Below are 23,319 nucleotides of genomic sequence, written 5' to 3'. Positions count from 1 at the left end.
GCCCGCCCATGCCGTGGTCCTGTCGATCGACGAGAGTGAGCCTGCGAGCGCCACGGGTCCGAGCGAGCAGGCGAACCAGATCCAGGCCCTCGACCGCACCCAGCCTGGCCTGCCGCTCAAGCGCGGCCGCTGCGGCACCATGACCCACGACTACATCCGCAACGGCACCACCACCCTGTTCGCCGCGCTGGATGTGGCCGCGGGCAAGGTCATCGGCCGCTGCATGCAGCGCCATCGGCATCAGGAATTCATCCGCTTCCTCAACGCCGTCGAGGCCGAGGTGCCCAAGGCCAAGCTGGTGCATGCCATCGTCGGAGCCGAAGGCGACGCGCAGCGGCACAACTATGCCGTCCACAAGCACCCCAAGGTCATCCAGTGGCTCGGCCGACATCCGCGCTGGACCTTCCACTTCACCCCGACCAGCGCCTCCTGGCTCAATGCGGTCGAGGGCTTCTTCGCCAAGCTGACCAAGCGGCGTCTCAAACGCGGCGTCTTCCACTCCCTCGTCTCGCTCCAGGAAGCTATCAACCGCTTCGTCGCTGAGGCCAATGCCGAACCAACGCCCTTCCATTGGGCCAAGGACCCGAACACCATCATCGCCGCCGTCAAACGCGGGCACCAAGCGTTGGATTCTCTCCACTAGGAGCCTTGCGGCCCCTAGCGGAGGTGCGGGGGCGGAGCCCCCGCGCCATCATCGCCCGAGCAGAATCAGCACCACGCCGATCACCACCAGCACCAGCCCGATCACGTCCTCGCGCCGCACCACCTCGCGCAGATAGAGCCGGCTGAAGGCGAGAGTGAAGACCATCTCGACCTGACCGAGTGCCCGCACCAGGGCGACGGGCGCGAGCGCGAAGGCTGAGAACCAGCAGGCCGAGCCGCAGGCCGAGAGCACGCCCACCAGTCCCGAACTGCGCCAGGTCGCTGCGGCAAGCCGCAGCTGCTCCGGTTCGCGGCGCGCGAGCCACGCGCCCATGATCAGGGTCTGGAGGATGTTGGTGGCGAGCAGGGTGGCGAGCGCGCGCAGGATCACGTCGGGTCCGGCGAGGGTGAAGTTCGCCATCTTGAACAGCACGGCCGACAGCGCGAAGGCGCCGCCGGCGCCGAGCCCGCACAGTGCGGCCGGCTGCACGGAGGAGCGCAGGAACGCGCCTACCGTGATGCCGCCCTTCGGCAGCGACAGCGTCAGCACGCCGCCGGCGCCGACCGCGATGCCGAGCCAGGCGATCGGCGTCAGCGACTCGCTCAGGATGATCCAGGCCGCGACCGCGCCCTGCACGGCCTCGGTCTTCGAGTAGGCCGTGCCGACGGCGAAGTTGCGGTAGCCGAAGGAGCGGATCAGCAGCGAGGTGCCGAGGATCTGGAATACCCCTCCGGTGGCGCAGAGTGTCAGGAACCAGCCATGCGGCGCCGGGGGCAGGCTCGACGTCGCGAGACACCAGAGCGCCAGCAACACCGCGGCCGAGGGCGCGCCGTAGAGGAAGCGGACGAAGGCCGCACCGTCGGCCGAGAGCGCGCCGCGCAGCTTCTGCTGCAACGCGGTGCGCCAGGTCTGGAACAGTGCTGCCCCGACCGTGATCGGGATCCAGAGATCGGCTTGGGCGATCAGAGTCGAACGCGCCCCCAGCCCGGATCGACGTGCGTCAGGTGGGCGAGCCCGCTGCGCGCCAGCATCGTCTCGGTTTCGCGCGCGGCGGCGGCGAGGATCGCCGCCTCGTCGAGATGCGGCACCGCGCGCTCGCGCATCAGCACCCGCCCATCCACGATCACGTCGCGCACATCCGATCCTTGCGCGAACCAGACCACGCGGTGCACCGGCATGTTGGGCGGATAGGCGTGCGGTGTGGCGAGATCGACGGTGATGATGTCCGCCTTCTTGCCGACCTCCAGGCTGCCGAGATCGGCCGCGCGGCCGATCCCCTTGGCGGCGTCGATGGTGATCATCTCGATGAGCTTGCCGGTCGGCATCAGCCGCTCGTCGCGTGCGGCGCGCTGATGCACCCGCGCGCACATCACCATGTGGCGGAACATGTCGGTGCCGCGATCGGGTGCCGTGCCGTCCGAGCCGATCATCACGGTCACGCCCGCCTCGAGCAGCCGCGGCACCGGGCAGTGGCCGCGCACCTGCGCGATCGCCGAGCTGTTGTGCACGACCGAGGTGCCGGTGCGCACCAGCGTCTCGATGTCGGCCTCCGCCAGGTCGGTGCAGTGGCTGACGAACGCGTCCGTCCCGCAGAGCCCGAACATGCGGTCGGCCATCTCGATCGAGCCCGCGCGATGGCCGTCCTGGTGGAACAACGTGCCGTGCTTGCGGCCGAGGTCGCGGATCATGCGGCCCTGGCGCTCGATCTCGGCGACCGTTGCCGGGTCGTGCCGCTCCTCGCGATAGACCGGCATCAGCATGGCGATCGCGATCCGCCCGTCCACCGCGCCGTGCCAGCGCTCGATCAGTGCCGCGCAGGTCTCGACCTGTTGCTCGAAGCTCACGGGATAGCGGCGTTCCGTGCCGTTCTCCCACGACGCGTGCTCGCGCGGATGCGGCGGCCGAGTCGGCCCGACCGCGACGATCGCGCGGATGCCGACCGTGGTCACACCCTGGCAATGCGCGTCGCCATGCGCCGGATCGTCGGTGCGCATGATCGAGTCGCCGCCGCCGAGCAGCGAGACGCCCGTGGTCACGCCGTTGCGCAGCCGCTCCAGCGCGGCCAGCTCGGCCTCGGCGCGCCAGAACGCGGGCGGCGAGGCGAGGGTGTAGATGATGCGGCACGCCTCGGACCATGCCTCGGAATCGCCTCCGCCCATGGTCTTCACGAGGCCATGGCCCGCATGGGCATGGGAGTCGATGAAGCCGGGCAGGATTGCACGTCCCGCGGCGCTGATCTCCTGCGGCGCCTGCCATTCGGCCTCGACCTCGGCGCGCGGGCCGACCGCGACGATGCGGTCGCCCCGCACCGCCACGGTGCCGTCGTCGATCACCCGGCGGGCGGGGTCCATCGTGATGACGACCCCGCCCCTGACCAGCAGCGATGCATCCGCCATCAGGGCATCCGCACCAGCCACAGGCGCAGCCGGTTGTCCGGCGCCTGGCCGAGCTCGATGCCCTTCCGGGAAGCCCAGACGATCGGCTGCTGGTGCAGCGGCACGTGCGCGATGTCCTCGCGTTCGACCGCGAAGGCCTCGCGCATCAGGGCGCGCCGCTTCGTCTCGTCGGTCTCGCGGCTCGCGGCCTGGGTGAGCTCGTCGAGCTTCGGGTTCGAGTAGCGCCCGCTGTTCAGCCCGCCGGTCGTTGCTGTCTTGGTCTGGATCACCTCGGACAGCACATACCAGGCGTCGATCAGCGGCAGCCCGGCATGGCCGAGCATGAACATCGAGAGGTCATGCGTGTTCACCCGCCGCGACCACACGCCGAGCGGTTCGATCTGCGGCTGGATGCGGATGCCCACGCGGCCGAGCATCGCAATGACCGCGAGGCAGATGCGCTCGTCATAGACGTAGCGGTCGTTCGGGCAGGACAGCCCGACCGAGAAGCCATCCGCATAGCCGGCCTCGGCGAGCAGGCGGCGCGCAGCCTCCGGGTCATAGGGATAGAGCCGCGCGTTAAGGTCCTGCGGCGCGCCGTTGAGGAACGGCGAGGCCATCATGCCGGCAGGCCAGGACTGGCCACGCATCACGTTCCGCTTGATCGCCTCGACGTCGATCGCTTGGTAGATCGCCTGGCGCACGCGGCGGTCCTTGAACGGGTTCCTCCCCTTGACGTCGCTGTAGAGCAGCTCGTCGCGGTAGTGATCGAACCCGAAATAGATGGTGCGCAGCTCCGGTCCCTGGACCACCTGAAGCCCGGGGTTCTGCTCGACCCGCGGGATGTCCTGGATCGGGATCTCGACCGTGGCGTCGAGCGCGCCGGAGAGCAGCGCCGCGGTCCGGGTCGCCGCGCTGCGGATCGGCTGGAACACCACTTCGGTGAGGTTGTGCGCCGGACGGTCCCACCAGGTCGGGTTCGCCTCCAGCACCGTGCGGTTGTCGGGCTCTCGCGTGCGCAGGCGGAACGGCCCGGTGCCGTTGGCTTGGCGCGAGGCCGGGTTCTCGCGCTGGGCGGAGAGGTCGGTGGCGGTGGTCGCACCGAGCCCTTCCGACCACCGCTTGCTCATGACGAAGAAGTGCGTGAGCGAGGAGAGCAGCACCGGGAAGGGCTGTGTCGTCTCGAACTCCACCGTGTGGCTGTCGAGCTTGCGCACGTCCTTCACCGGGCCGATCGTGCGGCGCACCAGCGCGCCCGGCGTGTTCATGCGTGTCCAGGTGAACAGCACGTCGTCGGCGTCGAACGGCGTGCCATCGTGGAACACCACGCCGCGGCGCAGATGGAACCGCCAGACCGTCGGCGAGACGAGCTCCCAGCGCTCGGCGAGCGCCGGTTCGATCTCCATCTTCGCGTTGTGACGGGTCAGGCCCTCGTAGATGTTGTTGTTGAAGGCGTTGGTGAAGGTGTGGTTCGAGGAATGCGGGTCGAGCGTCAGGATGTCGGCGTTGAAGGACCAGGTGAAGGTCTTCGCGTCGGCCGGGCCCATCGCGACTGCGGCTGCCAGAGCCGCGGCTGCCAGGATGCGCATCGTCCTCTCCCGTTTCCGTTGCGTGACGGCGAGCCTGAGGCCGATGCTGCGGCGCGTCAATCGGTGGTCGCGGCGGCCGCACGGGGATCGCCTGTGGCCATGGACGGAGCGCACGAAGTCGCCGGATAGGCCCGACCGCTTTCACGGGCGTCGGATGGCTGTCTCAGGCCGGGCGGTGGGCAGATGGTTGCGGGCACGTTTGGCCGCGTGCCGAGGGTTGCCGCACCATGGTCGCGACGGTTCTCGGCGGGGGCCACGGCGAAGCGCTCGGCGCCGCAGACCGGGGCCACAAGCGCAATCGTCACCGCCTTGAACTCAGCTCATGCTGCGTCGGATTGCCCACCCCAAGGTCCCGGAGCAGCGCACAGCGCGCATCCAGCCGGCCCATCCATCCGCTCCATCACAGGGATCAGATCCGGCATTCCGCCACCCCGCGCCGCCAAAAATATCCCCGCTCAACCCAATGCGATCCTCGCGTCACGCGCCCGTCATCGCCGCGACCGGCATGCCCTCGACCGTCTCGCTGCCGCTGCGCCACCGATGGGTGCCCTGGCCGGTCGCGACCAGCGTGCCGTCCGCGCGGAACACCTCGGTGCGGGTGAAGAACGTCGTCCCGCCGCGCCCGACCATGCGCGCCTCGGCGATCACCTGGCCCGCGGTCACCGGCGCGACGAACTGCGACGCCAGCGCCAGCGTCATGCCGCGCCGCGCGTTGCCCGGCACGCTGCACCACAGCCCCGAATACGCGGCTGCCTGGTCGATCAGCCCGAGCACGAACCCGCCATGGACGACATTCGCGCGGTTCATGTGCTGCGGCCCCGCCTCGGCCGCGAGGCGGGCGAAGCCGTCGCGCCATTCCAGCAGGCGGAAGCCGAACAGGTCGTGATAGGGCGACGGCAGGGGGTCGGGCGGAACCTCGCTCATGGCGCCGATCTGACGGCGGCGTCGGCGCCCGGTCAATCAGGCGATCTGCAGGTTCTGCAGCGCCTCCTCGAGCTCCTGGAACGTTGGCATGTGTTCGGTCGGCGCCATCTTGCGGCCGGTCTCGACTGAGACCTGCGGCGCATTGCCGTGCAGGTGCGCGACCAGGACCGCGCGGATCACCTCGTAGTACTTGATCTCCTCCTCGACCACCGACTGCAGCCGCGAGGCGATTGGCCCCATCAGCCCGTAGGCGAGGAACACGCCGAGGAAGGTGCCGACGAGCGCGGCGCCGATCATCTTGCCGAGGATCGGCGGCGGTTCGGTGATCGAGCCCATGGTCTTGATCACGCCCATCACGGCGGCGACGATGCCGAGCGCGGGCAGCGCGTCCGCCACCTTCTGCATCGAATGCGCCGGATGCAGCTCCTCGTTCAGGAGCTTGCGCAGCTCGCGCGCGAATACGTCCTCGATCTGGTGCGGATCGTCCGCGTGCATCCCCACCATGCGCAGATAGTCGCAGATCAGCGTCACCGCGTGATGGTCGTCGCGAATGCGCGGGAACTTCCCGAAGGCCGAGCTCTCGTGCGGCTTCTCGATATGCGCCTCGAGCGCCATCGCACCCTTGGTGCTGGCCAGCCGGACCAGCCAGTAGAGCAGCGAGAGCAGGTCGACATAGTCGGACTTGGTGAACTTGCCGCCCCTGAGCACCTTCCCGAATCCCGCGGCGACGTGCTTCAGGCCGTGCATCGAGTTCGCCATCAGCAGCGTGCCGAGCGCGGACCCACCGATGATCATCATCTCGAACGGCAACGCGGCGAGGATGATGCCGATCTTGCCGCCGGCGAGGATGTAGCCGCCGAACACGCAGATGATCACGAACACGAAGCCGCCGATCGTCAGCATCGCGCGGCCTCAGTTCGTCGCCGGCGCGGCCGGTGGAGCGGCGGCGCGCTGGACCAGGATGGCGATGCGTCGGTTCGCGGCCGCACGCGGATCAGCGGGGAGCAGCAGGTCGCGGTCGGCCCGGCCGGCCACGCCATGGATGCGCGCCTCCGGCACCCCGGCCTCCAGCAGCAGCCGGCGCGCGGCGTTGGCGCGATCGGCCGAGAGCTCCCAGTTCGTCACCCCGCTGCCCGAACGGAATGGCGTGGCGTCGGTGTGGCCGGCGATCGTGATTGGGTTGCCGAGGCGGGCGAGCACCGGCGCGACCTTGGCGACCAGGGCGCGCGCCGCCTCGTTCGGCCGGCTCGAGCCGAGCGCGAACATCGGTAGGGTCTCGCCGTCGAGGAGCTGCAGCCGCAACCCCTCGGGCGTGACGTCGATCGCGAGGTGGCGCGCGAGCTCGGCAAGCGCGGGGTCCTCCATCACGGCCGCGCGGATGGCGTCGGCCGCCTGCTCCAGCGCCTCGGCCTCCGCCTCGGCGCGGGCCGCTGCTGCCCGGTCAGGCTCGAAGGCGCCCTCGGTCGCCTCCTCGCCGCCAGCGCCGGCCGTGCGCGGGGCGACGAAGCGCCCGCCGGTGTCGAACCGGTTCTGGAACGCGCCGCCCTCGGCGAAGATCGCCTGGTGCGGCTCGCCGTCATCGGGCCGGTCCTCGTCCGGCGGATAGCTGCGCGGCTCCTGCGGCACGGTGGGCGTGCCCGCCCTGCCGACCGCGGAGTCGTCGGAGACGATGTCGGTGCCGCCGAACGGCTTGCCCGAGCCGGAATTGTCGTTGCCGAACACGTTCACCGGCGCGAAGTACTGCGCGATGCCGAGCTTCTGTTCCTCGGTGGTGGCGTTGAGCAGCCACATCAGCAGGAAGAACGCCATCATCGCCGTAACGAAGTCGGCATACGCGACCTTCCAGGCGCCGCCGTGGTGCCCGTGCTCGGCGCCCTCCTCGCGCCGGATGACGAGGGTCGCTCCGTCCTTCTCCTTCTTGCCCTTGCGAGCGCTCATCCGCCTCGGCTTGCCCGTGCTTGCTCCGGCCGCGCTGGAACTGCGGCGGCCCAGCCGGCACCCTGCCCGAGAGGAATTAAGCCTTGGCTAAACCGGGGCTCCGGGTTGCGCCGGGCCGGAGCGGCCGTTATATCCCGGCGCGCTGTGGGCCAGTGCCCGGGCGAGCGATGGGGAGACGATCGGGGCGGCGCGCCGGCCCCGGACCGGTCCGGGCGGAAGGCGCCGGGCCCTTCTGGGGGAGGGACATGCCGCAGCTGACGGCCCTGAACGCAGCCCATAGCCGGCCCAGCCCGTGCTGACCGCCGTCCTCGCGCCGTTCGTCGCGGCGGGCTTCGCCCCTCTGCTTGTCCGTCTCATCGGCCACCGGGCTAGTTTCGTGCTCGCCCTCGTGCCGGGCGCAACCTGCGCCTGGCTGCTCTCCAAGCTCGATGAGGCCACGCCCGGGGTGCTCGAATCCACGCCCTGGGTGCCCGGGCTCGACGTGTCGCTTGACTTCAGCCTGGACGGCCTGTCGCTGATCTTCTCGCTGCTGATCAGCGGAATCGGCACGCTGATCGTGCTCTACGCCGGTGGCTACCTGAAGGGCCACCCGATGCTCGGGCGGTTCTTCCTGTTCCTGATGATGTTCATGGGCGCCATGCAGGGCGTCGTGCTGACAGACAACGTCGTCACCCTGTTCGTGTTCTGGGAGCTGACCAGCCTCGCCTCCTACCTGCTGGTCGGCTTCGAGAGCCACAAGGCGCCCGCGCGGCGTGCAGCCCTCCAGGCCCTGCTGATCACCGGCTCGGGCGGGCTCGCGCTGCTCGCCGGGCTGATCATGCTTGCCGATGCCGGCGGATCCTGGCGGATCTCCGATCTGATCGGTGCCGGCTCCTGGATCCAGGACAACCCGCTCTACCTGCCGATCCTGATCCTCGTGGTGATCGGCTGCTTCACCAAGAGCGCCCAATGGCCGTTCCATTCCTGGCTGCCGGGCGCGATGCAGGCGCCGACCCCTGTCTCGGCCTATCTGCACTCGGCGACCATGGTGAAGGCGGGCATCTACCTGCTGGCCCGCTTCGACCCCGCACTCGGTGGCTCGCCCGAGTGGCTCTGGATCCTCACCGGGATCGGCGGGCTCACCATGCTGATGGGCGTCGTGTTCGCCCTGCTGGAGACCGACCTGAAGCTCGTGCTCGCCTGGACCACGGTCTCGGCGCTTGGCACGCTGGTGTTCCTGCTCGGGCCGACGCACGAGCCGGGGGTGAAGGCCGCCATGGCCTTCCTGCTGGTGCACGCGCTCTACAAGGGCGCGCTGTTCATGGCGGCGGGGAATATCGATCACGAAGCCGGCACACGCGACCTCGGCAAGCTCGGCGGGCTGATGCGTGTCATGCCGGTCACCTTCGCGGCCGCGGCGGTCGCCTGCGTCTCGATGGCCGGGCTGCCGTTCGGCCTCGGATGGGTGGCCAAGGAGCTGATCGGCGCGGCCAAGATCGCGCTCGAGGACGAGGTCGGCATCACCGTGATCGCGGCGACGCTGACCAACCTCATGCTGTTCTGCGTCGCCGCGATCGTGGCGATCGTGCCGTTCACCGGCCACCGGACGGAGGCGGCGGAGCACGCGCATGAGGCGCCCTGGTCGATGCTCGCCGGGCCGGTGGTGCTCGCCGGCCTGGGGCTGGTGTTCGGCATGGCGCCCAACCTGGTCGCCGATTCGCTGATCGCCGCCGCCACCACGGCGGTGATGGGACGCAAGGCCACGCTCGACATCGTGCTGTTCAAGGCGGTGGACTGGAAGTTCCTGCTCACCATCGCGACCTTCGCGGCCGGCGCGGTGCTGTTTCTGCTCTGGCGACGCTTCGCCGAAGCGTGGCGCGCGGTGCTGAATCCCACGCTCGATCGCGGCCCCGATCGCGGCTACGACCATGCGATGGCCGGGCTCGCTGCGCTCGCGACGTGGCAGACGCGGATCTGGCAGCCTGGCCTGCTGCACCGGTACATGGCCGCCTCGTTCGCCGTGGTGACGCTCGCGGTGGCGGCCAGCCTCGCGCGGGGTGACGTGCGGCTCAGCCTCGCCTTCGACGGCGGGCGGCTGATCGAGTGGGCGGTGTTCGCGGTCACCGCCGCCGCCGGACTGGTCGCCGCCTTCGCCACCACGCGTCTGCTCGCGGTGACGGCGCTCGGCGTGCTGGGCCTCGGCGTCGCGATGATCTTCATGCTGTTCGGCGCCCCCGATCTCGCGATTACCCAGTTCATGGTCGAGACACTGGTGGTGGTGATCCTGGCGCTGGTGCTGATCCGCCTGCCCGGGTTCCGGCTGTCGTCGCGGAGCGACCGGCCGCGCTGGCTCTACGGCTCGATCTCGGTCGGCACCGGTGCAGTCGTGACGCTGCTGCTGCTCGGCGTCCTGGCCGAGCCATTCGATCCCCGCCTCTCCGAATGGTTCGGCGCGACCGCGGTGCCGGAGGCGTTCGGCCACAACATCGTCAACGTGATTTTGGTCGATTTCCGCGCGCTCGACACGCTCGGCGAGATCATCGTCGTGTTCGCGGCGGCCCTTTCGGCGCTCGCCGCGATCGGCATCGGCGCGAGGGCACGGCGATGAGCAGCCTGATCCTGCGTGCCGCCACGCGCGTGCTCGCGCCGATGATGCTGATGCTGTCGCTGTTCCTGCTCTGGCGCGGGCACAACCTGCCGGGCGGGGGCTTCATCGGCGGCCTCGTTGCGACCTCGGCGATCGCGCTGCAGGGCATCGCCTTCGGGCCGGAGGCGGCGCGGCGCACGCTGGTGCTGCCGCCGGCGGTGCTTGCCGGCGTCGGGCTGGTGGCGGCCGTGCTCGCGACCCTGCCGGCCGGACTGGTCGCGCTGCCGTTCTTCACCGGGCTCTGGCTGAAGCTCGATCTCGGCGACGGTGCGATCCTGCCGCTCTCCACGCCGCTGCTGTTCGACATCGGCGTGTTCCTGGTCGTGATCGGCGGCGTCTCCGCGATCCTGCTCGCGCTCGAGGAGGACCCCGAGACCGACTCCGCCGAAGGGCCCTGAGATGGAGGTGCCGCTCGCGCTCCTGATCGGCCTGCTCACCGGGGTCGCGACCTGGCTGATGCTGTCGCGCAACCTAATCCGACTGCTGCTCGGCTTCGCCGTGCTCGGCAACGCGGTGAACCTGCTGATCTTCACGGCGGGACGCCTCACGCGCGACGTGCCGCCGATCGTTCCGCTCGACGCCGAGGCGATCGAGGGCGCCTTCGCCAATCCGCTGCCGCAGGCGCTGGTGCTCACCGCGATCGTGATCGGCTTCGGCCTGCTCGCCTTCGCCCTCGTGCTCGCCTGGCAGGCCTATGTCCGGCTCGGCACCATCCGCACCGATGAGATGCGCGAGGCCGAGCCGCCCGAGGAGGCCAAGCCGTGAGCGGCTGGTACGCCGTAGTCCCGCTGATCGTCGCGATGGCGACCGCGGCGCTGACCACGCTCGCGCACGCGATGCCGCGCACCCAGCGTGCGCTCTCGCTGATTGGCGTTGTCGCCCTGCTCGCCGCCGCGGTCGCGCTGATGGACGCGGTCTGGCGCGGCGGCATGATCGTCGTGCAGTCGAGCAACTGGGACGCGCCGTTCGGCATCACCCTCGCGGTCGACACCTTCGGCGCGGTGATGACGTTGATCGCCGCGATCACCGGCGCGGCCTGCCTCACCTTCGCGATCCCCGAGATCGAGGAGAGGCACCGCCGCGCCTGGTTCCACCCGCTCAGCCACGTGCTGCTGCTCGGCGTGTGCGGCGCCTTCATCACCGGCGACCTGTTCAACCTCTATGTCTGGTTCGAGGTGATGCTGATCGCCTCGTTCGGGCTGATGACGATCGGCGGCACCAAGGCGCAGACCGACGGCGCGGTGAAGTACGTCTCGCTCAACCTGGTCGCCACGCTGCTGTTCCTGCTCGCAGTCGGGCTGCTCTACGGCATGACCGGCACGCTCAACTACGCCGATCTTTCGCGCACGATCCCGAACGTCGGCAACACCGGCGTGCTGACCGCGGCGGCGATGCTGCTGATGGCGGCGTTCGGCATGAAGGCCGCCGTGTTCCCGCTGTTCTTCTGGCTGCCCGCCGCCTACCACACGCCCCTCGTCTCGGTCTCGGCGGTGTTCGCGGGACTGCTCACCAAGGTCGGCGTCTATGCGCTGATCCGCGCCTTCACCCTGCTGTTCACCCACGATGTCGGCTGGACGCACCAGATCCTGCTCTGGGTGTCGGGCCTGACCATGATCACGGGTGTGCTCGGGGCGGCGGCGCAGAGCGAGATGCGGCGCATCCTCTCGTGGCACATCATCAGCCAGATCGGCTACATGGTGATGGGGCTCGCGCTCTACACGCCGCTCGCGATCGTCGGCTCGGTGTTCTACCTGGTGCACCACATCGTGGTGAAGGCGAACCTGTTCCTGATCGCCGGCGTGGCCGCACGGCTGACCGGGTCGATGGAGCTGAAAAAGATCGGCGGGCTCTACCGCGCCGCCCCGCTGCTCGGCGTGTTGTTCTTCATCCCGGCCTTCAGCCTCGCCGGCTTCCCCCCGCTCTCGGGGTTCTGGGCCAAGCTGATCCTGGTGCGCGCCGCACTCGAGGACCGCGAGTGGTGGATCGCCGCGGCCGCGCTCGTCACCGGGCTGCTGACGATCTACTCGATGACCAAGATCTGGGGCGAGGCATTCTGGAAGCCGCACCCGCAGGGCGACGACGCGGCCGCCCCGCTCGCGGCCGCGCCGGTGGCGATGCTCGCACCGATCGTCGCGCTCGCCGCCTGCACCATCGTGATCGGCCTGTTCGCCCAGCCCTTCTGGGTGGTCGCCGAGCGCGCCGCCGCCGAGCTGCTCGATCCGGCGGCCTACGCCGCCGCCGTGCTGGGGAGACTGCCGTGAAGCGCCCGGCGGGGATGTTTGCGATCAACCTGATGCTGATGCTCGCCTGGTGCGGCAGCTTCGGCAGCTTCGCGCCATGGACGCTCTTCACCGGCTTCGTCGCCGGCTTCGTGGTGCTCTACCTCACGCGCCGCGTCTGGGGCGACACCGAGCCGCAGTATTTCCGCAAGACACTCGCCTTCATCAGCTTCTTCAGCTTCTACGCCAATGCGCTGTTGCAATCCTCGATCCTTATCGCGCGCCAGGTGCTGAGCCTGCGCATCACGGCGCGCCCGGGCGTGATTGCCGTGCCGCTCAAGGCCGAGCGCGACGTCGAGATCGCCGCGCTCGCCAATCTGATCACGCTGACGCCAGGCACGCTGTCGCTCGACGTGTCGGAGGACCGCTCCACCCTCTACGTGCACGCGATGTTCTTCGACGACCCCGACGCCGTGCTGCACGACATCAAGAACAACTTCGAGCGCCGCCTGCTGGAGTTCCTGCGATGAGCACGGTGCTCGCGATCTCGATCTGGATCGGCTGGGCGATGCTCGCGATCGCGTTCGCGGTCGGGCTCGCCCGCCTCGTAGTCGGCCCGCATCTGCCCGACCGCATCGTTGCCCTCGACATGCTGGCGCTGACCGCGATCTGCGCTGCCCTGCTGCTCGCGCTTGCCTCGGGTTCCTCGACCTATGTCGATCTCGCCCTTGTGATGGCGCTGATCTCGTTCCTCTCGACCGTGGCCTTCGCGCGCTACGTCGAGTGGGTCGCGTTCCGCCGCGCGCGCCAAACCGACCCCCCGCCGCTGGACCACGCCGATGATTGAGCCGCTGGCCCAGCTCATCCTGGCCGTGCTGGTGCTCGCGGGCTCGGGCTTCGCGCTGATCGCCGCGATCGGCATCTGGCGTCTGCCGGACTCGCTGATGCGCATGCACGCCTCGTCGAAGGCGGGCACGCTCGGCGGCTCGCTGCTGTTCTTCGCGGTGGCGATCGGACTCGGCGAGTTCGACGCGGTCGTGCGCGCGCTCGCCGGTGTGGCGTTCCTGCTGTTCACCACGCCGATCGCCTCGCACCTGATCGCGCGCGCGACCTATCTGCTCGGCGTGCCGCGCGACCCGAGCCAGGTGCGCGACGACCTCGAGGGCCGCTACGACCTCACCGCGCGCGTCTGTCAGGCGCCGGCGGATGTCATCGCCGGCGCGAGCAACAACCCGGCGAGGGGGCCCGACAGCCCAGCCACGGGCACGGGCGGCGGCGCGGCGTAGCTGCCAACCGTCGGCTTCGGCGCGGCTGCGCGGGCAAGCGCGACCGCCACCCGCACCGTGCAGTCGAGACTGTCGAGCACTGGCACCGGCACGTCGGCCGCGATCCTGCCCGCGAGTCCCGCGAGCCCCGCCCCGCCGAGCACCACCACCTCCGCGCCGTCCCGATCGACGGCCGCGCGCGCTTCGGCCGCGAGCGCCGGCAGCGCGGCATCGGGGTCTTCGGCGACGGCGTCGCCCGTCAGCGCGATCCCCCGCACCGCGACACGCCCCCCGAAGCCGATCGCGGCGGCGTACTCGCCCAGCATCGGCACCCAGCGCGCACCGCCCGTGAGCAGCGCGATCCGACCGCCGAGCGTCGCCGCCGTCAGGATCGACGCCTCCGCCATGCCGATCACGGGCACCGGCGAGAGCTCGCGCAGCGCCGCGATGCCTGGGTCGCCGAAACAGGCGAGCATCACGGCGTCGGGGGCGGGGCCGGCGGCGAGTGCATGGGCGAGCGCGTCGAGCACAGCATGGCCGGCGATCGCGGCGGCGCTGCGCGTCGAGATGTAGCGCGCCCCGAACCGTGCGGTCGCGCCCTCGATGGCCGCCGCGCCGGCCGCCGCGCGCGCGAACGCTACCATCCGCGCAGTGAGCGCCGCGTCGGTGTTGCCGTTGATCAGCAGCAGTCGCATCGCCGTTCCGTTCCGCCGCTCTGCCGGGCAAGCGCCCCCGCGCGATGATCCGTCGCCCGAGCAAGCCACTGCGGCGGGGCAGCCGCAAGGGCACGCAGTGCAGGCGAGGGGCCGTCCGCGGACCGGCATCTCTTGACACGGGGTTTGACCTCGCCCCATCCGGGCGCATGAGCGCCCTGCAGCCCATCCGCGGCACCCGTGACCTGATCGGCGAGGAGATGCGCCGCCACCGCCACGTGGCCGAGACCGCGCGCCGGATCGCCGAAACCTGGGGCTTCGAGGAGTGGCAGACCCCGGTGATCGAGGACACCCGCGTCTTCACCCGCTCGCTCGGCGATACCTCCGACGTTGTCACCAAGGAGATGTACAGCTTCGAGGACCGTGGTGGGGAAAGCATCACGCTGCGCCCCGAGAACACCGCGGGGGTGTGCCGGGCGCTCGTCTCCAATGGCCTGACGCAGTCGCTGCCGCAGAAGGTGTTCTACGCCGGCCCGATGTTCCGGTACGAACGGCCGCAGAAGGGCCGCTACCGCCAGTTCCACCAGATCGGCATCGAGACCGTGGGCGCGGGCGAACCGCTCGCCGACGCCGAGGTGATCGCCTGCGGCCAGGCGATCCTGGACGCCCTGGGCGTGGCCGCGGGCACCGCGCTCGAGATCAACACGCTCGGCGACCGCCAGAGCCGCGCCGTCTACCGTTCGGCGCTGATCGCCTTCCTCTCGGCGCACGAGGGGCGGCTCTCCGAGGACAGCCGCGCGCGCCTGCATCGCAACCCGCTGCGCGTGCTCGACAGCAAGGACGAAGCCGACCGCGCGATCGTGGCTGACGCGCCCGACATCTTCCCTTACCTCACCGACACCGCGCGCGCGCACTGGGAGGCGGTGCAGCGCCACCTCGCCACCTTCGGCGTGACGTTCCGGGTCAATCCGCGCATCGTGCGCGGCCTCGACTACTACAGCCATACCGCGTTCGAGTTCGTCACCGACCGGCTCGGCGCCCAGGGCACGGTGATGGCGGGTGGGCGCTACGACGGCCTGGTCGAGGAGATGGGCGGTCCGCCCACGCCGGCGGTGGGCTGGGCCGCCGGGATCGAGCGCCTCGCCATGCTCGCCGGCGATGTTCCCCCGCCGGAACGGCCCATCGCCGTCATTCCCGTTGGCGAGACCGCCGAGACCGCGGCGATCGCCGTGCTCTCCAGTCTGCGCGCGTCCGGCATCCGCGCCGAGATGGCGTTCCGCGGCAACCTCAAGCGCCGCATGGAACGCGCCAATCGGATCGGTGCGCGCGCCGCCGTGATCCTCGGCGAGAGCGAACTCGCCGCCGGCGCAGCGCAGGTGAAGAACCTCGCGACCGGCGAGCAGCACGCGGTGCCGCTCGCCGAGCTTCCCGCGCGCCTCAGCCGATGAGCGGGAGCTTCGCCCTCCGGCTCGACCGCGTGCGCTCGCGCGCCGAGGAGCTGCGCGCGAAGCTCGCGGGGGACCTCGACGGCGCGACCTATGTCGCGGCTTCGCGCGAACTCGCCGAGATCGAGACCGTGGCCGACCAGGTGGCCGCGCTGCGCCGCGCCGAGCGCGAACTCGCCGAGGCGCGCGCGATGGCGGCGGACGAGGGCGCCGATCCCGAACTGCGCACCATGGCGGAGGCGGAGGCCGAGGCGCTCGCGGCGCGGGTCGCGGCCCTCGACCACGCCGTACGCATCGCCCTGCTGCCGAAGGACGAGGCCGATCGTCGCAACGCCATCCTCGAGGTGCGCGCCGGCACCGGCGGCGACGAGGCCGCCTTGTTCGCCGCCGACCTCTTCGCCATGTACCGACGCTACGCCGAGAGCCGCGGCTGGCGCTTCGAGGTGCTCGACGTCTCGGAGAACGACCTCGGCGGCTATCGCGAGGCGGTGGCCGAGATCGCCGGCACCGACGTGTTCGCGCGGCTGAAATACGAGAGCGGCGTGCATCGCGTGCAGCGCGTGCCGGTGACCGAGAGCCAGGGCCGCATCCACACCTCCACCGCCACCGTCGCGGTGCTGCCTGAGGCCGAGGAGGTCGATGTCCAAGTCAACGAGGCCGATCTCCGCATCGACGTGTTCCGCGCCTCCGGTGCCGGCGGCCAGCACGTGAACAAGACCGAGAGCGCGGTGCGCATCACCCATCTGCCGACCGGCATCGTCGTCGCCTGCCAGGACGAGAAGAGCCAGCACAAGAACCGCGCGCGGGCGATGAAGATCCTGCGCGCCAAGCTCTACGAGCGCGAGCGCGAGGCAAAGGCCTCGGCCCGCTCCGATCTTCGCCGCAGCCAAGTGGGCACCGGTGACCGGTCCGAGCGCATCCGCACCTACAACGTGCCGCAGGGCCGCGTGACCGATCACCGCATCGGGCTGACCCTGCACAAGATCGACCGCATCCTCGCCGGCGAGCTCGACGAGCTGATCGATGCGCTGACGGCCGAGGACCAGGCGGCATTGATGGCCGAAGGAGCGTGAGCGACACGATCGGGTCCCTGCTCTGCGAGGCGGGAACGGTGCTGCGCGCGGCGGGTATCGAGCAGCCGCGGCGCGAGGCGCGGCTCCTGCTCGGCCACGTGCTCGGCCGCGTGCCGGGCCTGCTCACGACGGAGGCGCGCGAGCAGGTCGACGCAGTGCCGGCGGAACGATACCGCGCGATCGTCGCGCGCCGGGCGGCGCACGTTCCGGCCGCGCATCTGACCGGCACGCGCGGCTTCTGGTCGCTCGACCTGGACGTCACGCCGGACGTGCTGATCCCCCGCCCCGAGACCGAGACATTGGTCGAGGCCGCGCTCGCGGCCCTGCCAGATCGCGCCGCGGTGCATCGCGTGCTCGATCTCGGCACCGGCTCGGGCGCGCTGCTGCTCGCCGGATTGAGCGAGTTTTCCGCCGCGATCGGCGTCGGAGTGGACCGTTCGCCCGCCGCGCTCTCGGTCGCACGGTCCAATGCCGTGCGGACGGGTCTCGCCGACCGCGCGCTGTTCCTCTGCGCCGACTGGGCTGCCGCGCTCGATGCCCGGTTCGACCTGGTGCTGGCCAATCCGCCGTATATCCGTACCGCGGACATCGCCGTGCTGGAGCCGGAGGTGCGCGACTATGATCCGCGCGCCGCGCTCGACGGCGGGGCGGATGGGCTCGACGCCTGCCGTGCCATTCTTGCGGATCTGCCCCGCATTCTCGCTCCGGCCGGGGTCGCGGTGCTCGAGCTGGGCACCGGCCAAGCCGCCGACGTCAGCATGCTCGCCGAGAAGGCAGGTTTGGCGATCGTCGAATTGCGGCAGGATTTGGGCGGAATCCCGCGCGCGATCGCTCTCCGCGCTGCGGAAAAAACGGTTGGCGAGCCCGGGATCGCGGACTAGGGTGCAGTGGAGCCCAGGTGCATGGATGCGTCGCCGGATCGCCCGAAGGGGCGCCGGCCTCATGGGCGGGTCATCCAGGATGGCCTTGGGGTGCCCGGGACGCCCGGGCGGGGACGCTGCGACAACAACGGCAGACGTGAAACGACATGAACCTTAAGCGCATGCGCGGCCGCGGCCATCATCAGGGGCCCCGTCACCAGCACCGTCACCAGCCGATGAACCGCAACCACGTGTTCGATTCGAACGGCCCCGATGTCCGGCTGCGCGGCACGGCCCAGCAGCTGTTCGAGAAATATCTCCAGCTCGGGCGCGACGCGACCTCGGGCGGGGACCGCGTGATGGCGGAGAGCTACTTCCAGCACGCCGAGCACTATTTCCGCATCCTCAACGCGATGCAGCAGGTGCAGGGCCAGCAGAACCCGCCGTTGCAGCAGCCGCGGCGCGGCCCGAACGGCTACGAGGGCGAGTCGGATGTCGAGGCCGCGGTCGAGCAGGCGATGAACGGCCATGGCGACGGCGCGAACGGCTCCTCCCAGCCAGCACCAGGCGAGGGCGATCAGCCGAAGCCGGTCGCCGGCGCCGAGTGACCGGCGGGGGGGTCGGTACGGACCTCCCGCGTGTCGTCAGATCGTCAGCGTGCCGGCCTTCGCGGCGGCATAGCGCGCGCCGATCTTCGACCAGTCGAGCACGTTCCACCAGTTCCGAACGTACTCCGCACGCCGGTTCTGGTAGCGGAGATAGTAGGCGTGCTCCCACAGATCGTTGCCCATCAGCACGCGCTCGCCATCCATCAGCGGATTGTCCTGGTTCGGCCGCTGCACCACCGCGAGCCCGCCGTGGCGGTTCACGGTCACGAACGCCCAACCCGAGCCGAACACGCCCATCGAGGCGCGATCGAACCGCTCACGGAACTGGCTGAACCCGCCGAAGTCGCGGGTAATGGCGGCGGCGAGCTCGCCGGACGGTTCGCCGCCCCGCCCGCCCATGATCACCCAGAACATCGTGTGGTTGGCATGGCCCCCGCCATTGTTGCGCAGCGCGGTGCGGATGGTCTCCGGCATCTCGGCCAGCCGCATCAGGATCTGGTCGAGCGGCATCGCCGCGAGCTGGCCGTGGCCGGCGAGGGCGGCGTTGAGGTTGTTCACCTGCCCGCCGTGGTGGAAGCGGTGGTGGATCTCCATGGTGCGCGCGTCGATCGCGGCCTCGTTCGCGTCCGGCGCGTAGGGCAGCGGCGGCAGTGTGAACGGACCTGCCGGCTGGGCGCGCGCAACCCGCAGCGCCGGCCCCAGGGCAGCCGCCACGAGACCCGCACCCAGACCGACCATGGTGCGACGTGAGAAAGTCATGGCCCGCGTTCCTCCTCTGATCGGGGACCGGGCTGCTGATGCCCTGTCCGCGCCTGCTTGGGCGCCCTTCGCCCGGCCACATCCTACCAGCGCATGGCGATTGCGGCGCTGCCGATCGCTGCTGACCGGCGGGTGCGTCAAGGCCTGAACCGGATGCCTGGGAGCCCTGCCCGGGCTGCATCACGCAGCGGCAACGATCTGCGCCTCGCGGGCATCGCGTAGTCGCTTCGCCCCGACGATGAGTGCAGCGTGCCGGCCCTGCGAAGTTCTCGTGAACCGAGTGCCGTCCCGCAGGTGCCAGCGGGTACACCTGGGCAGAGTGGGCACTCTTCAATAATCAAGCGTTTGTTCACTTTGTTGTTGGAGCCTTGGCTAGTATCCGATCTGGTCTCTTCTTCTGCTTGGATCGGCCGCAGCGCGCGCGCGCGCCTCCAACCCCTTGGAGCTCATGGGTTTTTCGCCGCTGTCACGGTGCCGCGGGCGCCTCGCACAAATACTGGCGACTCGCGCGGCTTTCGACTATGGAGCGAATCCGGTGGCGACGCGCCCGCGCCACGACGCCGCATCGCGCGGCACTCCGGCCAGGGGGTCTGCCGGACCGACGACAGGCGGGTGCCGAAGGAAACCAGCCAGCATGGACCGCGATCTCGAGACCCCCGAAGCCGAACCTCCATCCGCCGTGGCGTCCGTGCCGGCCAGCGCGGGCGCCCTCGACAGGCCAGTGTTCGCCGCGACGGTGAAGGAGCGTGAGCGCGGTGCGGCGTTCCCGCAATCCGCGCGGTCGCGCGCGTTCCGCCGCCGGTTCTGGCCGGGCGCGACGGCCGCGGAATGGAACGACTGGCGCTGGCAACTGCAGCACCGCATCCGCGACCTGCGCGGGCTCGCGCGCGTCATCCGCCTCTCCGAGGACGAACAGGGCGCGGTCGCTCGCCACACCGGACCGCTGCCGGTCGGCATCACGCCCTACTACGCGAGCCTGCTCGACGAGCGCGATGCGACGCAGGGGTTGCGGCGCACCCACATCCCGGTGAACGGCGAGTACCTGCGCATGCCGGGCGAGGCCGACGATCCGCTCGGCGAGGATCATGACGCCGCCGTGCCCGGCCTGGTGCACCGCTACCCCGACCGCGTGCTGTTCCTTGCCACCGGCTTCTGCAGCACCTATTGCCGCTACTGCACGCGCAGCCGCATGGTCGGCGGTGGCGGTGAGTACACGTTCTCGACGACGCAGTGGCAGCGCGCGATCGACTACATCGCCGCGCACCCGGAGATCCGCGACGTGCTGCTGTCGGGCGGCGATCCGCTGACGATCGCAACCGAGAAGCTGGAGTGGCTGCTGTCACGGCTGCGCGCGATCCCGCATGTCGAGTTCCTGCGCATTGGCACCAAGGTGCCCGTGGTGCTGCCGCAGCGGGTCACGCGCGACCTCACCCGCATGCTGCGCCGCTACCACCCGCTCTGGATGTCGATCCACCTGACGCACCCCGACGAGCTCACGCCCGAGGTGGCGGAGGCGACCGCGCGGCTCGCCGATGCCGGCATCCCGCTCGGCAGCCAGACCGTGCTTCTGAAGGGCGTGAACGACGACATCGGCACGATGCGCACGCTGATGCACGGTCTCCTGAAGCTGCGCGTGCGGCCCTATTATCTTTACCAATGCGATCCGATATCGGGCTCTGCGCATTTCCGCACGCCTGTCGAGAAGGGGGTCGAGATCATCGAGGGGCTGCGCGGCCACACCACCGGCTACGCGGTGCCACATTTCGTGGTCGATGCGCCGGGCGGCGGCGGCAAGATACCGCTGATCCCGGACTACGTGGTCGGCCGCCACGGCGACGATCTGCTGCTGCGCAACTTCGAGCGCGGCGTCTATCGCTATACGGATCCCGTTGGATCGCTCGGGGCGGATCGTCCCGTCACGGCTGATGTCGCGCTCGCGGCGAAGGGGGGCGACCATGCCTGACGGCGGGATCGGGCGGCGGCTCCGCGTCGGCTTCACCTACGACCTTCGCGACGCTTGGCTCGCCGAAGGGCTTGACGAGGAGGCAACGGCCGAGTTCGACAGCATCGGCACGATCGACGCGATCGCCGGCCATCTCACCGCGCGCGGCCTTGCGGTGGACCGGATCGGCCATCACCGCGCGCTGGTCGCCCGCCTCGCCGCCGGCGAGCACTGGGATCTCGTCTTCAACATCTGCGAGGGGCTGCGTGGGTTCGGCCGCGAGGCGCTGGTGCCGGCGCTCTGCGAAGCCTACGGCATGCCGTGCGTGTTCTCCGACAGCCTGGTGCTTGCGCTCGCGCTGCACAAGGGTCACGCCAAGCGGGTAGTGCGCGATGCCGGCGTGCCGACCGCGCCCTTCGCCGTGGTCCAGCACCCGCGGGACGTCGCCACGATCGACCTGCCGTTCCCCGTGTTCGCCAAGCCGATCGCCGAGGGCACCGGCAAGGGCGTGGAGCGGACGAGCCGCTGCCGGGACCGCGCGGCACTCGCGCGCACCTGCCGCGACCTGCTCGCCCGCTTCCGCCAGCCCGTGCTGGTCGAGACCTTCCTGCCGGGCCGTGAGTTCACCGTCGGCATCGTCGGCACCGGCGCGGAGGCGCGCGCGATCGCGGCGATGGAGGTGCGGTTGAACGAGGCCGCGCATGGCGGGGTCTATGGGCTCGAAACCAAGGAGGACTGGCACGGCCGCGTGGACTATGCGATCGCGACGGACGCGACCGCGCTGACCGCCGAGCAGGTCGCGCTCGCGGCTTGGCGCGTGCTCGGCTGCCGCGACGGCGGGCGCGTCGATCTTCGCTGCGACGGCGCCGGCGCGCCGCAGTTCCTCGAGGTCAATCCGCTCGCCGGGCTCAACCCGGCGCATTCGGACCTTCCCATCCTGGCGCGACTCGCGGGATACGACTTCGCATGGCTGATGGATCGGATCCTCGACTCTGCCCTGTCGCGCAGCGGGCTCCAGCAGCGGACGCGCGCGGCGGCGTGATCCTGCACCAGGCGGTGCCGCCGGACGCACCGCCGGACGAACAGGACGTGCTGGAACAGGTCGGCGCGGTCGAGGCCGCACTGGTCGAGGCGGGGTGGCGCACGCGCCGGGTCGCGGCGGGGCTCGACCTTGCCGCGGTCGCGCGTGCGCTGGCCGAGGACCCTCCCGATCTGGTCGTCAACCTCGTGGAGAGCCTCCAGGTCGGGCGGGCCGCGGGGGTGATGGCGCCGGCCGCGGCGGCGCTGCTCGAAACGCTCGGGCTGCGCTTCACCGGCAACCCGGCGGCCGCGCTGGCGCTCACCGCCGACAAGATCGCCACCAAGCGCGTACTGCGTGCGGCCGGGATCCCGACGCCTGACTGGATCGATGCCGGCACGCCGGACGTTCCGGGGCCGCTGATCGTCAAGCACGCGACCGAGCACGCCTCCTTCGCGATCGGGCCGGACAGCGTCGTGCCCGATGCCGACGCGGCGCGCGCACTGATGGCGGCGCGCGCGGCCGCGCATGGCGGGCGCTGGTTCGCCGAGGCATTCATCGACGGCCGGGAGTTCAACCTCTCCGCGCTCGACGACGGCGCCGGCGGCTGCATCGTCCTGCCGGCCGCCGAGCAGGTGTTCGACCCGCGCTGGCCCGAGCACCGCCCCCGGATCGTCGACTGGGCGAGCAAGTGGGACCCGGCCGATCCGATCTACCCCTACGCCACGCGCTCGTTCGACCTGCGTGACGATGACGCGCCGCTGGTCGCGCGGATGGAGGCGCTGGTGCGGCGCGCCTGGCAGGTCTGCGGGCTCGCCGGCTATGCGCGGGTCGATCTGCGCGTGGACCGGTCGGGCGCGTCCTGGGTGCTGGAGGTGAACGCGAACCCGTGCCTGACGCCGGGCATGGGGATCGCCGCCACAGCCGAGCGCGCGGGGCTCGCGTTCGACGCGCTGGTCGGGCGGATCGTTGCGGCGGCGATGCCCGGCGCAGGCCGCGCCGCACCGGCGCCCGCGCCGATCGCGCCACGCCCGCCGCGCGCTCCCGCACAGGTGCCGCTCCGCACCACACTGGTCGCGGGTGACCCCGAGCGCATCGCGTCCCTTTGCGCCTCCACGGGCTTCTTCACCGCGGCCGAGGTCGCGGTCGGGCGCGAGCTTGCCGAGGACCGGCTGACGCATGGCGCGGCCTCGTCCTACCGCTTCGTCCTTGCCGAGCAGCCGCACGGGCTCCTGCTCGGCTATGCCTGCTACGGTCCTACTCCGTGCACCGAGAGTGCCTGGGACCTCTACTGGATCGTCGTCCATCCGACCGCCCAGGGCGCCGGACTCGGGCGGAGGCTGCTCGACCGGGTCGCCGAATTCGTGCGCGCGGAGGGCGGC

The 23,319-nt window shown here is 70.7% G+C and carries 23 protein-coding genes; 15 read left to right on the top strand and 8 right to left on the bottom strand.

Features of this window, described 5'->3' with window-relative positions:
• The coding region (locus tag ACTIFU_RS12820; protein ID WP_439578701.1) for an IS630 family transposase at nt 1–643 on the top strand (643 nt) is incomplete at its 5' end.
• Nucleotides 644–691: 48 nt separating this feature from the next.
• Here ACTIFU_RS12820 and ACTIFU_RS12815 read toward each other — a convergent pair.
• The 6 genes from ACTIFU_RS12815 to ACTIFU_RS12790 form a co-directional block, all read right to left on the bottom strand.
• Nucleotides 692–1,579, bottom strand: coding sequence for an EamA family transporter (locus ACTIFU_RS12815; protein ID WP_439578702.1), 888 nt, complete (start codon nt 1,577–1,579; stop codon nt 692–694).
• Between the two features lie 26 nt (nt 1,580–1,605).
• Nucleotides 1,606–3,039 carry an amidohydrolase family protein gene (locus ACTIFU_RS12810; RefSeq protein ID WP_439578700.1) on the bottom strand — a complete coding sequence of 478 codons (1,434 nt, stop codon included), beginning with the start codon at nt 3,037–3,039 and terminating at the stop codon, nt 1,606–1,608.
• Nucleotides 3,039–4,607 (bottom strand): ABC transporter substrate-binding protein, encoded by a 1,569-nt coding sequence (locus ACTIFU_RS12805; RefSeq protein WP_439578699.1) that lies wholly within the window; start codon nt 4,605–4,607, stop codon nt 3,039–3,041. Before ACTIFU_RS12805 ends, ACTIFU_RS12810 begins: the two co-directional genes overlap by 1 nt.
• Nucleotides 4,608–5,084: 477 nt before the next feature.
• A complete protein-coding gene (locus ACTIFU_RS12800; protein ID WP_439578698.1) occupies nt 5,085–5,531 on the bottom strand; it encodes a PaaI family thioesterase in 447 nt (148 codons plus the stop codon).
• A gap of 36 nt (nt 5,532–5,567) precedes the next feature.
• On the bottom strand, nt 5,568–6,434 hold the full coding sequence (motA, locus tag ACTIFU_RS12795) for a flagellar motor stator protein MotA (protein ID WP_439578697.1): 867 nt from the start codon (nt 6,432–6,434) through the stop codon (nt 5,568–5,570).
• A 9-nt stretch (nt 6,435–6,443) separates the two neighbouring features.
• Nucleotides 6,444–7,469, bottom strand: coding sequence for a flagellar motor protein MotB (locus ACTIFU_RS12790; RefSeq protein ID WP_439578696.1), 1,026 nt, complete (start codon nt 7,467–7,469; stop codon nt 6,444–6,446).
• 292 nt (nt 7,470–7,761) lie between these two features.
• On the opposite strand from ACTIFU_RS12790, the gene mbhE reads away from it, so the two are divergent.
• From mbhE to mnhG, 7 genes are read left to right on the top strand one after another with little or no spacing between them, the layout of a single operon-like run.
• Nucleotides 7,762–10,056, top strand: coding sequence for a hydrogen gas-evolving membrane-bound hydrogenase subunit E (gene mbhE / locus ACTIFU_RS12785; RefSeq protein WP_439578695.1), 2,295 nt, complete (start codon nt 7,762–7,764; stop codon nt 10,054–10,056).
• Entirely contained in the window at nt 10,053–10,493 is a 441-nt protein-coding gene (locus ACTIFU_RS12780; protein ID WP_439578694.1) for an MnhB domain-containing protein, read from the top strand. The genes mbhE and ACTIFU_RS12780 overlap by 4 nt, the downstream gene beginning before the upstream one ends.
• A 1-nt stretch (nt 10,494) precedes the next feature.
• The gene (locus ACTIFU_RS12775) at nt 10,495–10,860 is read left to right on the top strand and encodes a Na+/H+ antiporter subunit C (RefSeq protein ID WP_439578693.1); all 366 of its coding nucleotides are present in this window, start codon (nt 10,495–10,497) and stop codon (nt 10,858–10,860) included.
• Complete coding sequence (locus ACTIFU_RS12770; protein ID WP_439578692.1) at nt 10,857–12,356, top strand: Na+/H+ antiporter subunit D; 1,500 nt, start codon at nt 10,857–10,859, stop codon at nt 12,354–12,356. The genes ACTIFU_RS12775 and ACTIFU_RS12770 overlap by 4 nt, the downstream gene beginning before the upstream one ends.
• Nucleotides 12,353–12,844, top strand: coding sequence for a Na+/H+ antiporter subunit E (locus ACTIFU_RS12765; RefSeq protein WP_439578691.1), 492 nt, complete (start codon nt 12,353–12,355; stop codon nt 12,842–12,844). Before ACTIFU_RS12770 ends, ACTIFU_RS12765 begins: the two co-directional genes overlap by 4 nt.
• A complete protein-coding gene (locus ACTIFU_RS12760) occupies nt 12,841–13,161 on the top strand; it encodes a monovalent cation/H+ antiporter complex subunit F (RefSeq protein WP_439578690.1) in 321 nt (106 codons plus the stop codon). Before ACTIFU_RS12765 ends, ACTIFU_RS12760 begins: the two co-directional genes overlap by 4 nt.
• Nucleotides 13,154–13,600 carry a monovalent cation/H(+) antiporter subunit G gene (gene mnhG / locus ACTIFU_RS12755; protein WP_439578689.1) on the top strand — a complete coding sequence of 149 codons (447 nt, stop codon included), beginning with the start codon at nt 13,154–13,156 and terminating at the stop codon, nt 13,598–13,600. The genes ACTIFU_RS12760 and mnhG overlap by 8 nt, the downstream gene beginning before the upstream one ends.
• Here mnhG and ACTIFU_RS12750 read toward each other — a convergent pair.
• Nucleotides 13,507–14,274 carry an aspartate/glutamate racemase family protein gene (locus ACTIFU_RS12750; protein ID WP_439578688.1) on the bottom strand — a complete coding sequence of 256 codons (768 nt, stop codon included), beginning with the start codon at nt 14,272–14,274 and terminating at the stop codon, nt 13,507–13,509. The genes mnhG and ACTIFU_RS12750 overlap by 94 nt on opposite strands.
• Before the next feature lie 167 nt (nt 14,275–14,441).
• On the opposite strand from ACTIFU_RS12750, the gene hisS reads away from it, so the two are divergent.
• The 4 genes from hisS to ACTIFU_RS12730 all read left to right on the top strand — a co-directional run bounded on the left by hisS (nt 14,442) and on the right by ACTIFU_RS12730 (nt 18,218).
• Nucleotides 14,442–15,680: a histidine--tRNA ligase gene (hisS, locus tag ACTIFU_RS12745; protein ID WP_439578687.1), complete on the top strand. Its 1,239-nt coding sequence runs from the start codon at nt 14,442–14,444 to the stop codon at nt 15,678–15,680.
• The gene (gene prfA / locus ACTIFU_RS12740) at nt 15,677–16,750 is read left to right on the top strand and encodes a peptide chain release factor 1 (protein ID WP_439578686.1); all 1,074 of its coding nucleotides are present in this window, start codon (nt 15,677–15,679) and stop codon (nt 16,748–16,750) included. The genes hisS and prfA overlap by 4 nt, the downstream gene beginning before the upstream one ends.
• The gene (gene prmC, locus ACTIFU_RS12735) at nt 16,747–17,631 is read left to right on the top strand and encodes a peptide chain release factor N(5)-glutamine methyltransferase (protein WP_439578685.1); all 885 of its coding nucleotides are present in this window, start codon (nt 16,747–16,749) and stop codon (nt 17,629–17,631) included. The genes prfA and prmC overlap by 4 nt, the downstream gene beginning before the upstream one ends.
• A gap of 146 nt (nt 17,632–17,777) precedes the next feature.
• Nucleotides 17,778–18,218 (top strand): DUF4167 domain-containing protein, encoded by a 441-nt coding sequence (locus tag ACTIFU_RS12730; protein WP_439578684.1) that lies wholly within the window; start codon nt 17,778–17,780, stop codon nt 18,216–18,218.
• A 36-nt stretch (nt 18,219–18,254) separates the two neighbouring features.
• Here the strand turns inward: ACTIFU_RS12730 and ACTIFU_RS12725 are convergent, their stop codons facing one another.
• Complete coding sequence (locus ACTIFU_RS12725; protein WP_439578683.1) at nt 18,255–18,977, bottom strand: superoxide dismutase; 723 nt, start codon at nt 18,975–18,977, stop codon at nt 18,255–18,257.
• A 634-nt stretch (nt 18,978–19,611) separates the two neighbouring features.
• Between ACTIFU_RS12725 and ACTIFU_RS12720 the strand changes: the two genes are divergently transcribed.
• The 3 genes from ACTIFU_RS12720 to ACTIFU_RS12710 form a co-directional block, all read left to right on the top strand.
• A complete protein-coding gene (locus ACTIFU_RS12720) occupies nt 19,612–20,940 on the top strand; it encodes a KamA family radical SAM protein (RefSeq protein WP_439578682.1) in 1,329 nt (442 codons plus the stop codon).
• A complete protein-coding gene (locus tag ACTIFU_RS12715) occupies nt 20,933–21,961 on the top strand; it encodes a D-alanine--D-alanine ligase family protein (protein WP_439578681.1) in 1,029 nt (342 codons plus the stop codon). The genes ACTIFU_RS12720 and ACTIFU_RS12715 overlap by 8 nt, the downstream gene beginning before the upstream one ends.
• Nucleotides 21,886–23,319: GNAT family N-acetyltransferase (locus tag ACTIFU_RS12710; protein ID WP_439578680.1), on the top strand; the 1,434-nt coding region annotated here is incomplete at its 3' end. The genes ACTIFU_RS12715 and ACTIFU_RS12710, both read left to right, overlap by 76 nt.

The organism is Elioraea sp. (genome assembly GCF_051860475.1).
Taxonomy (GTDB): Bacteria; Pseudomonadota; Alphaproteobacteria; order Acetobacterales; family Acetobacteraceae; genus Elioraea.
Note: the sequence above shows the minus strand (reverse complement) of the source record. Positions and strands in the feature narration are given on the sequence as shown.

Bases quoted from the DNA above. Each gene is read 5' to 3' on its own strand.
- ACTIFU_RS12810 (WP_439578700.1), bottom strand. From the start codon at position 3,039: ATGGCGGATGCATCGCTGCTGGTCAGGGGCGGGGTCGTCATCACGATG.
- ACTIFU_RS12805 (WP_439578699.1), bottom strand. From the start codon at position 4,607: ATGCGCATCCTGGCAGCCGCGGCTCTGGCAGCCGCAGTCGCGATGGGC.
- ACTIFU_RS12800 (WP_439578698.1), bottom strand. From the start codon at position 5,531: ATGAGCGAGGTTCCGCCCGACCCCCTGCCGTCGCCCTATCACGACCTG.
- motA (WP_439578697.1), bottom strand. From the start codon at position 6,434: ATGCTGACGATCGGCGGCTTCGTGTTCGTGATCATCTGCGTGTTCGGC.
- ACTIFU_RS12790 (WP_439578696.1), bottom strand. From the start codon at position 7,469: ATGAGCGCTCGCAAGGGCAAGAAGGAGAAGGACGGAGCGACCCTCGTC.
- ACTIFU_RS12780 (WP_439578694.1), top strand. From the start codon at position 10,053: ATGAGCAGCCTGATCCTGCGTGCCGCCACGCGCGTGCTCGCGCCGATG.
- ACTIFU_RS12775 (WP_439578693.1), top strand. From the start codon at position 10,495: ATGGAGGTGCCGCTCGCGCTCCTGATCGGCCTGCTCACCGGGGTCGCG.
- ACTIFU_RS12760 (WP_439578690.1), top strand. From the start codon at position 12,841: ATGAGCACGGTGCTCGCGATCTCGATCTGGATCGGCTGGGCGATGCTC.
- mnhG (WP_439578689.1), top strand. From the start codon at position 13,154: ATGATTGAGCCGCTGGCCCAGCTCATCCTGGCCGTGCTGGTGCTCGCG.
- ACTIFU_RS12750 (WP_439578688.1), bottom strand. From the start codon at position 14,274: ATGCGACTGCTGCTGATCAACGGCAACACCGACGCGGCGCTCACTGCG.
- hisS (WP_439578687.1), top strand. From the start codon at position 14,442: ATGAGCGCCCTGCAGCCCATCCGCGGCACCCGTGACCTGATCGGCGAG.
- prfA (WP_439578686.1), top strand. From the start codon at position 15,677: ATGAGCGGGAGCTTCGCCCTCCGGCTCGACCGCGTGCGCTCGCGCGCC.
- ACTIFU_RS12730 (WP_439578684.1), top strand. From the start codon at position 17,778: ATGAACCTTAAGCGCATGCGCGGCCGCGGCCATCATCAGGGGCCCCGT.
- ACTIFU_RS12725 (WP_439578683.1), bottom strand. From the start codon at position 18,977: ATGACTTTCTCACGTCGCACCATGGTCGGTCTGGGTGCGGGTCTCGTG.
- ACTIFU_RS12720 (WP_439578682.1), top strand. From the start codon at position 19,612: ATGGACCGCGATCTCGAGACCCCCGAAGCCGAACCTCCATCCGCCGTG.
- ACTIFU_RS12715 (WP_439578681.1), top strand. From the start codon at position 20,933: ATGCCTGACGGCGGGATCGGGCGGCGGCTCCGCGTCGGCTTCACCTAC.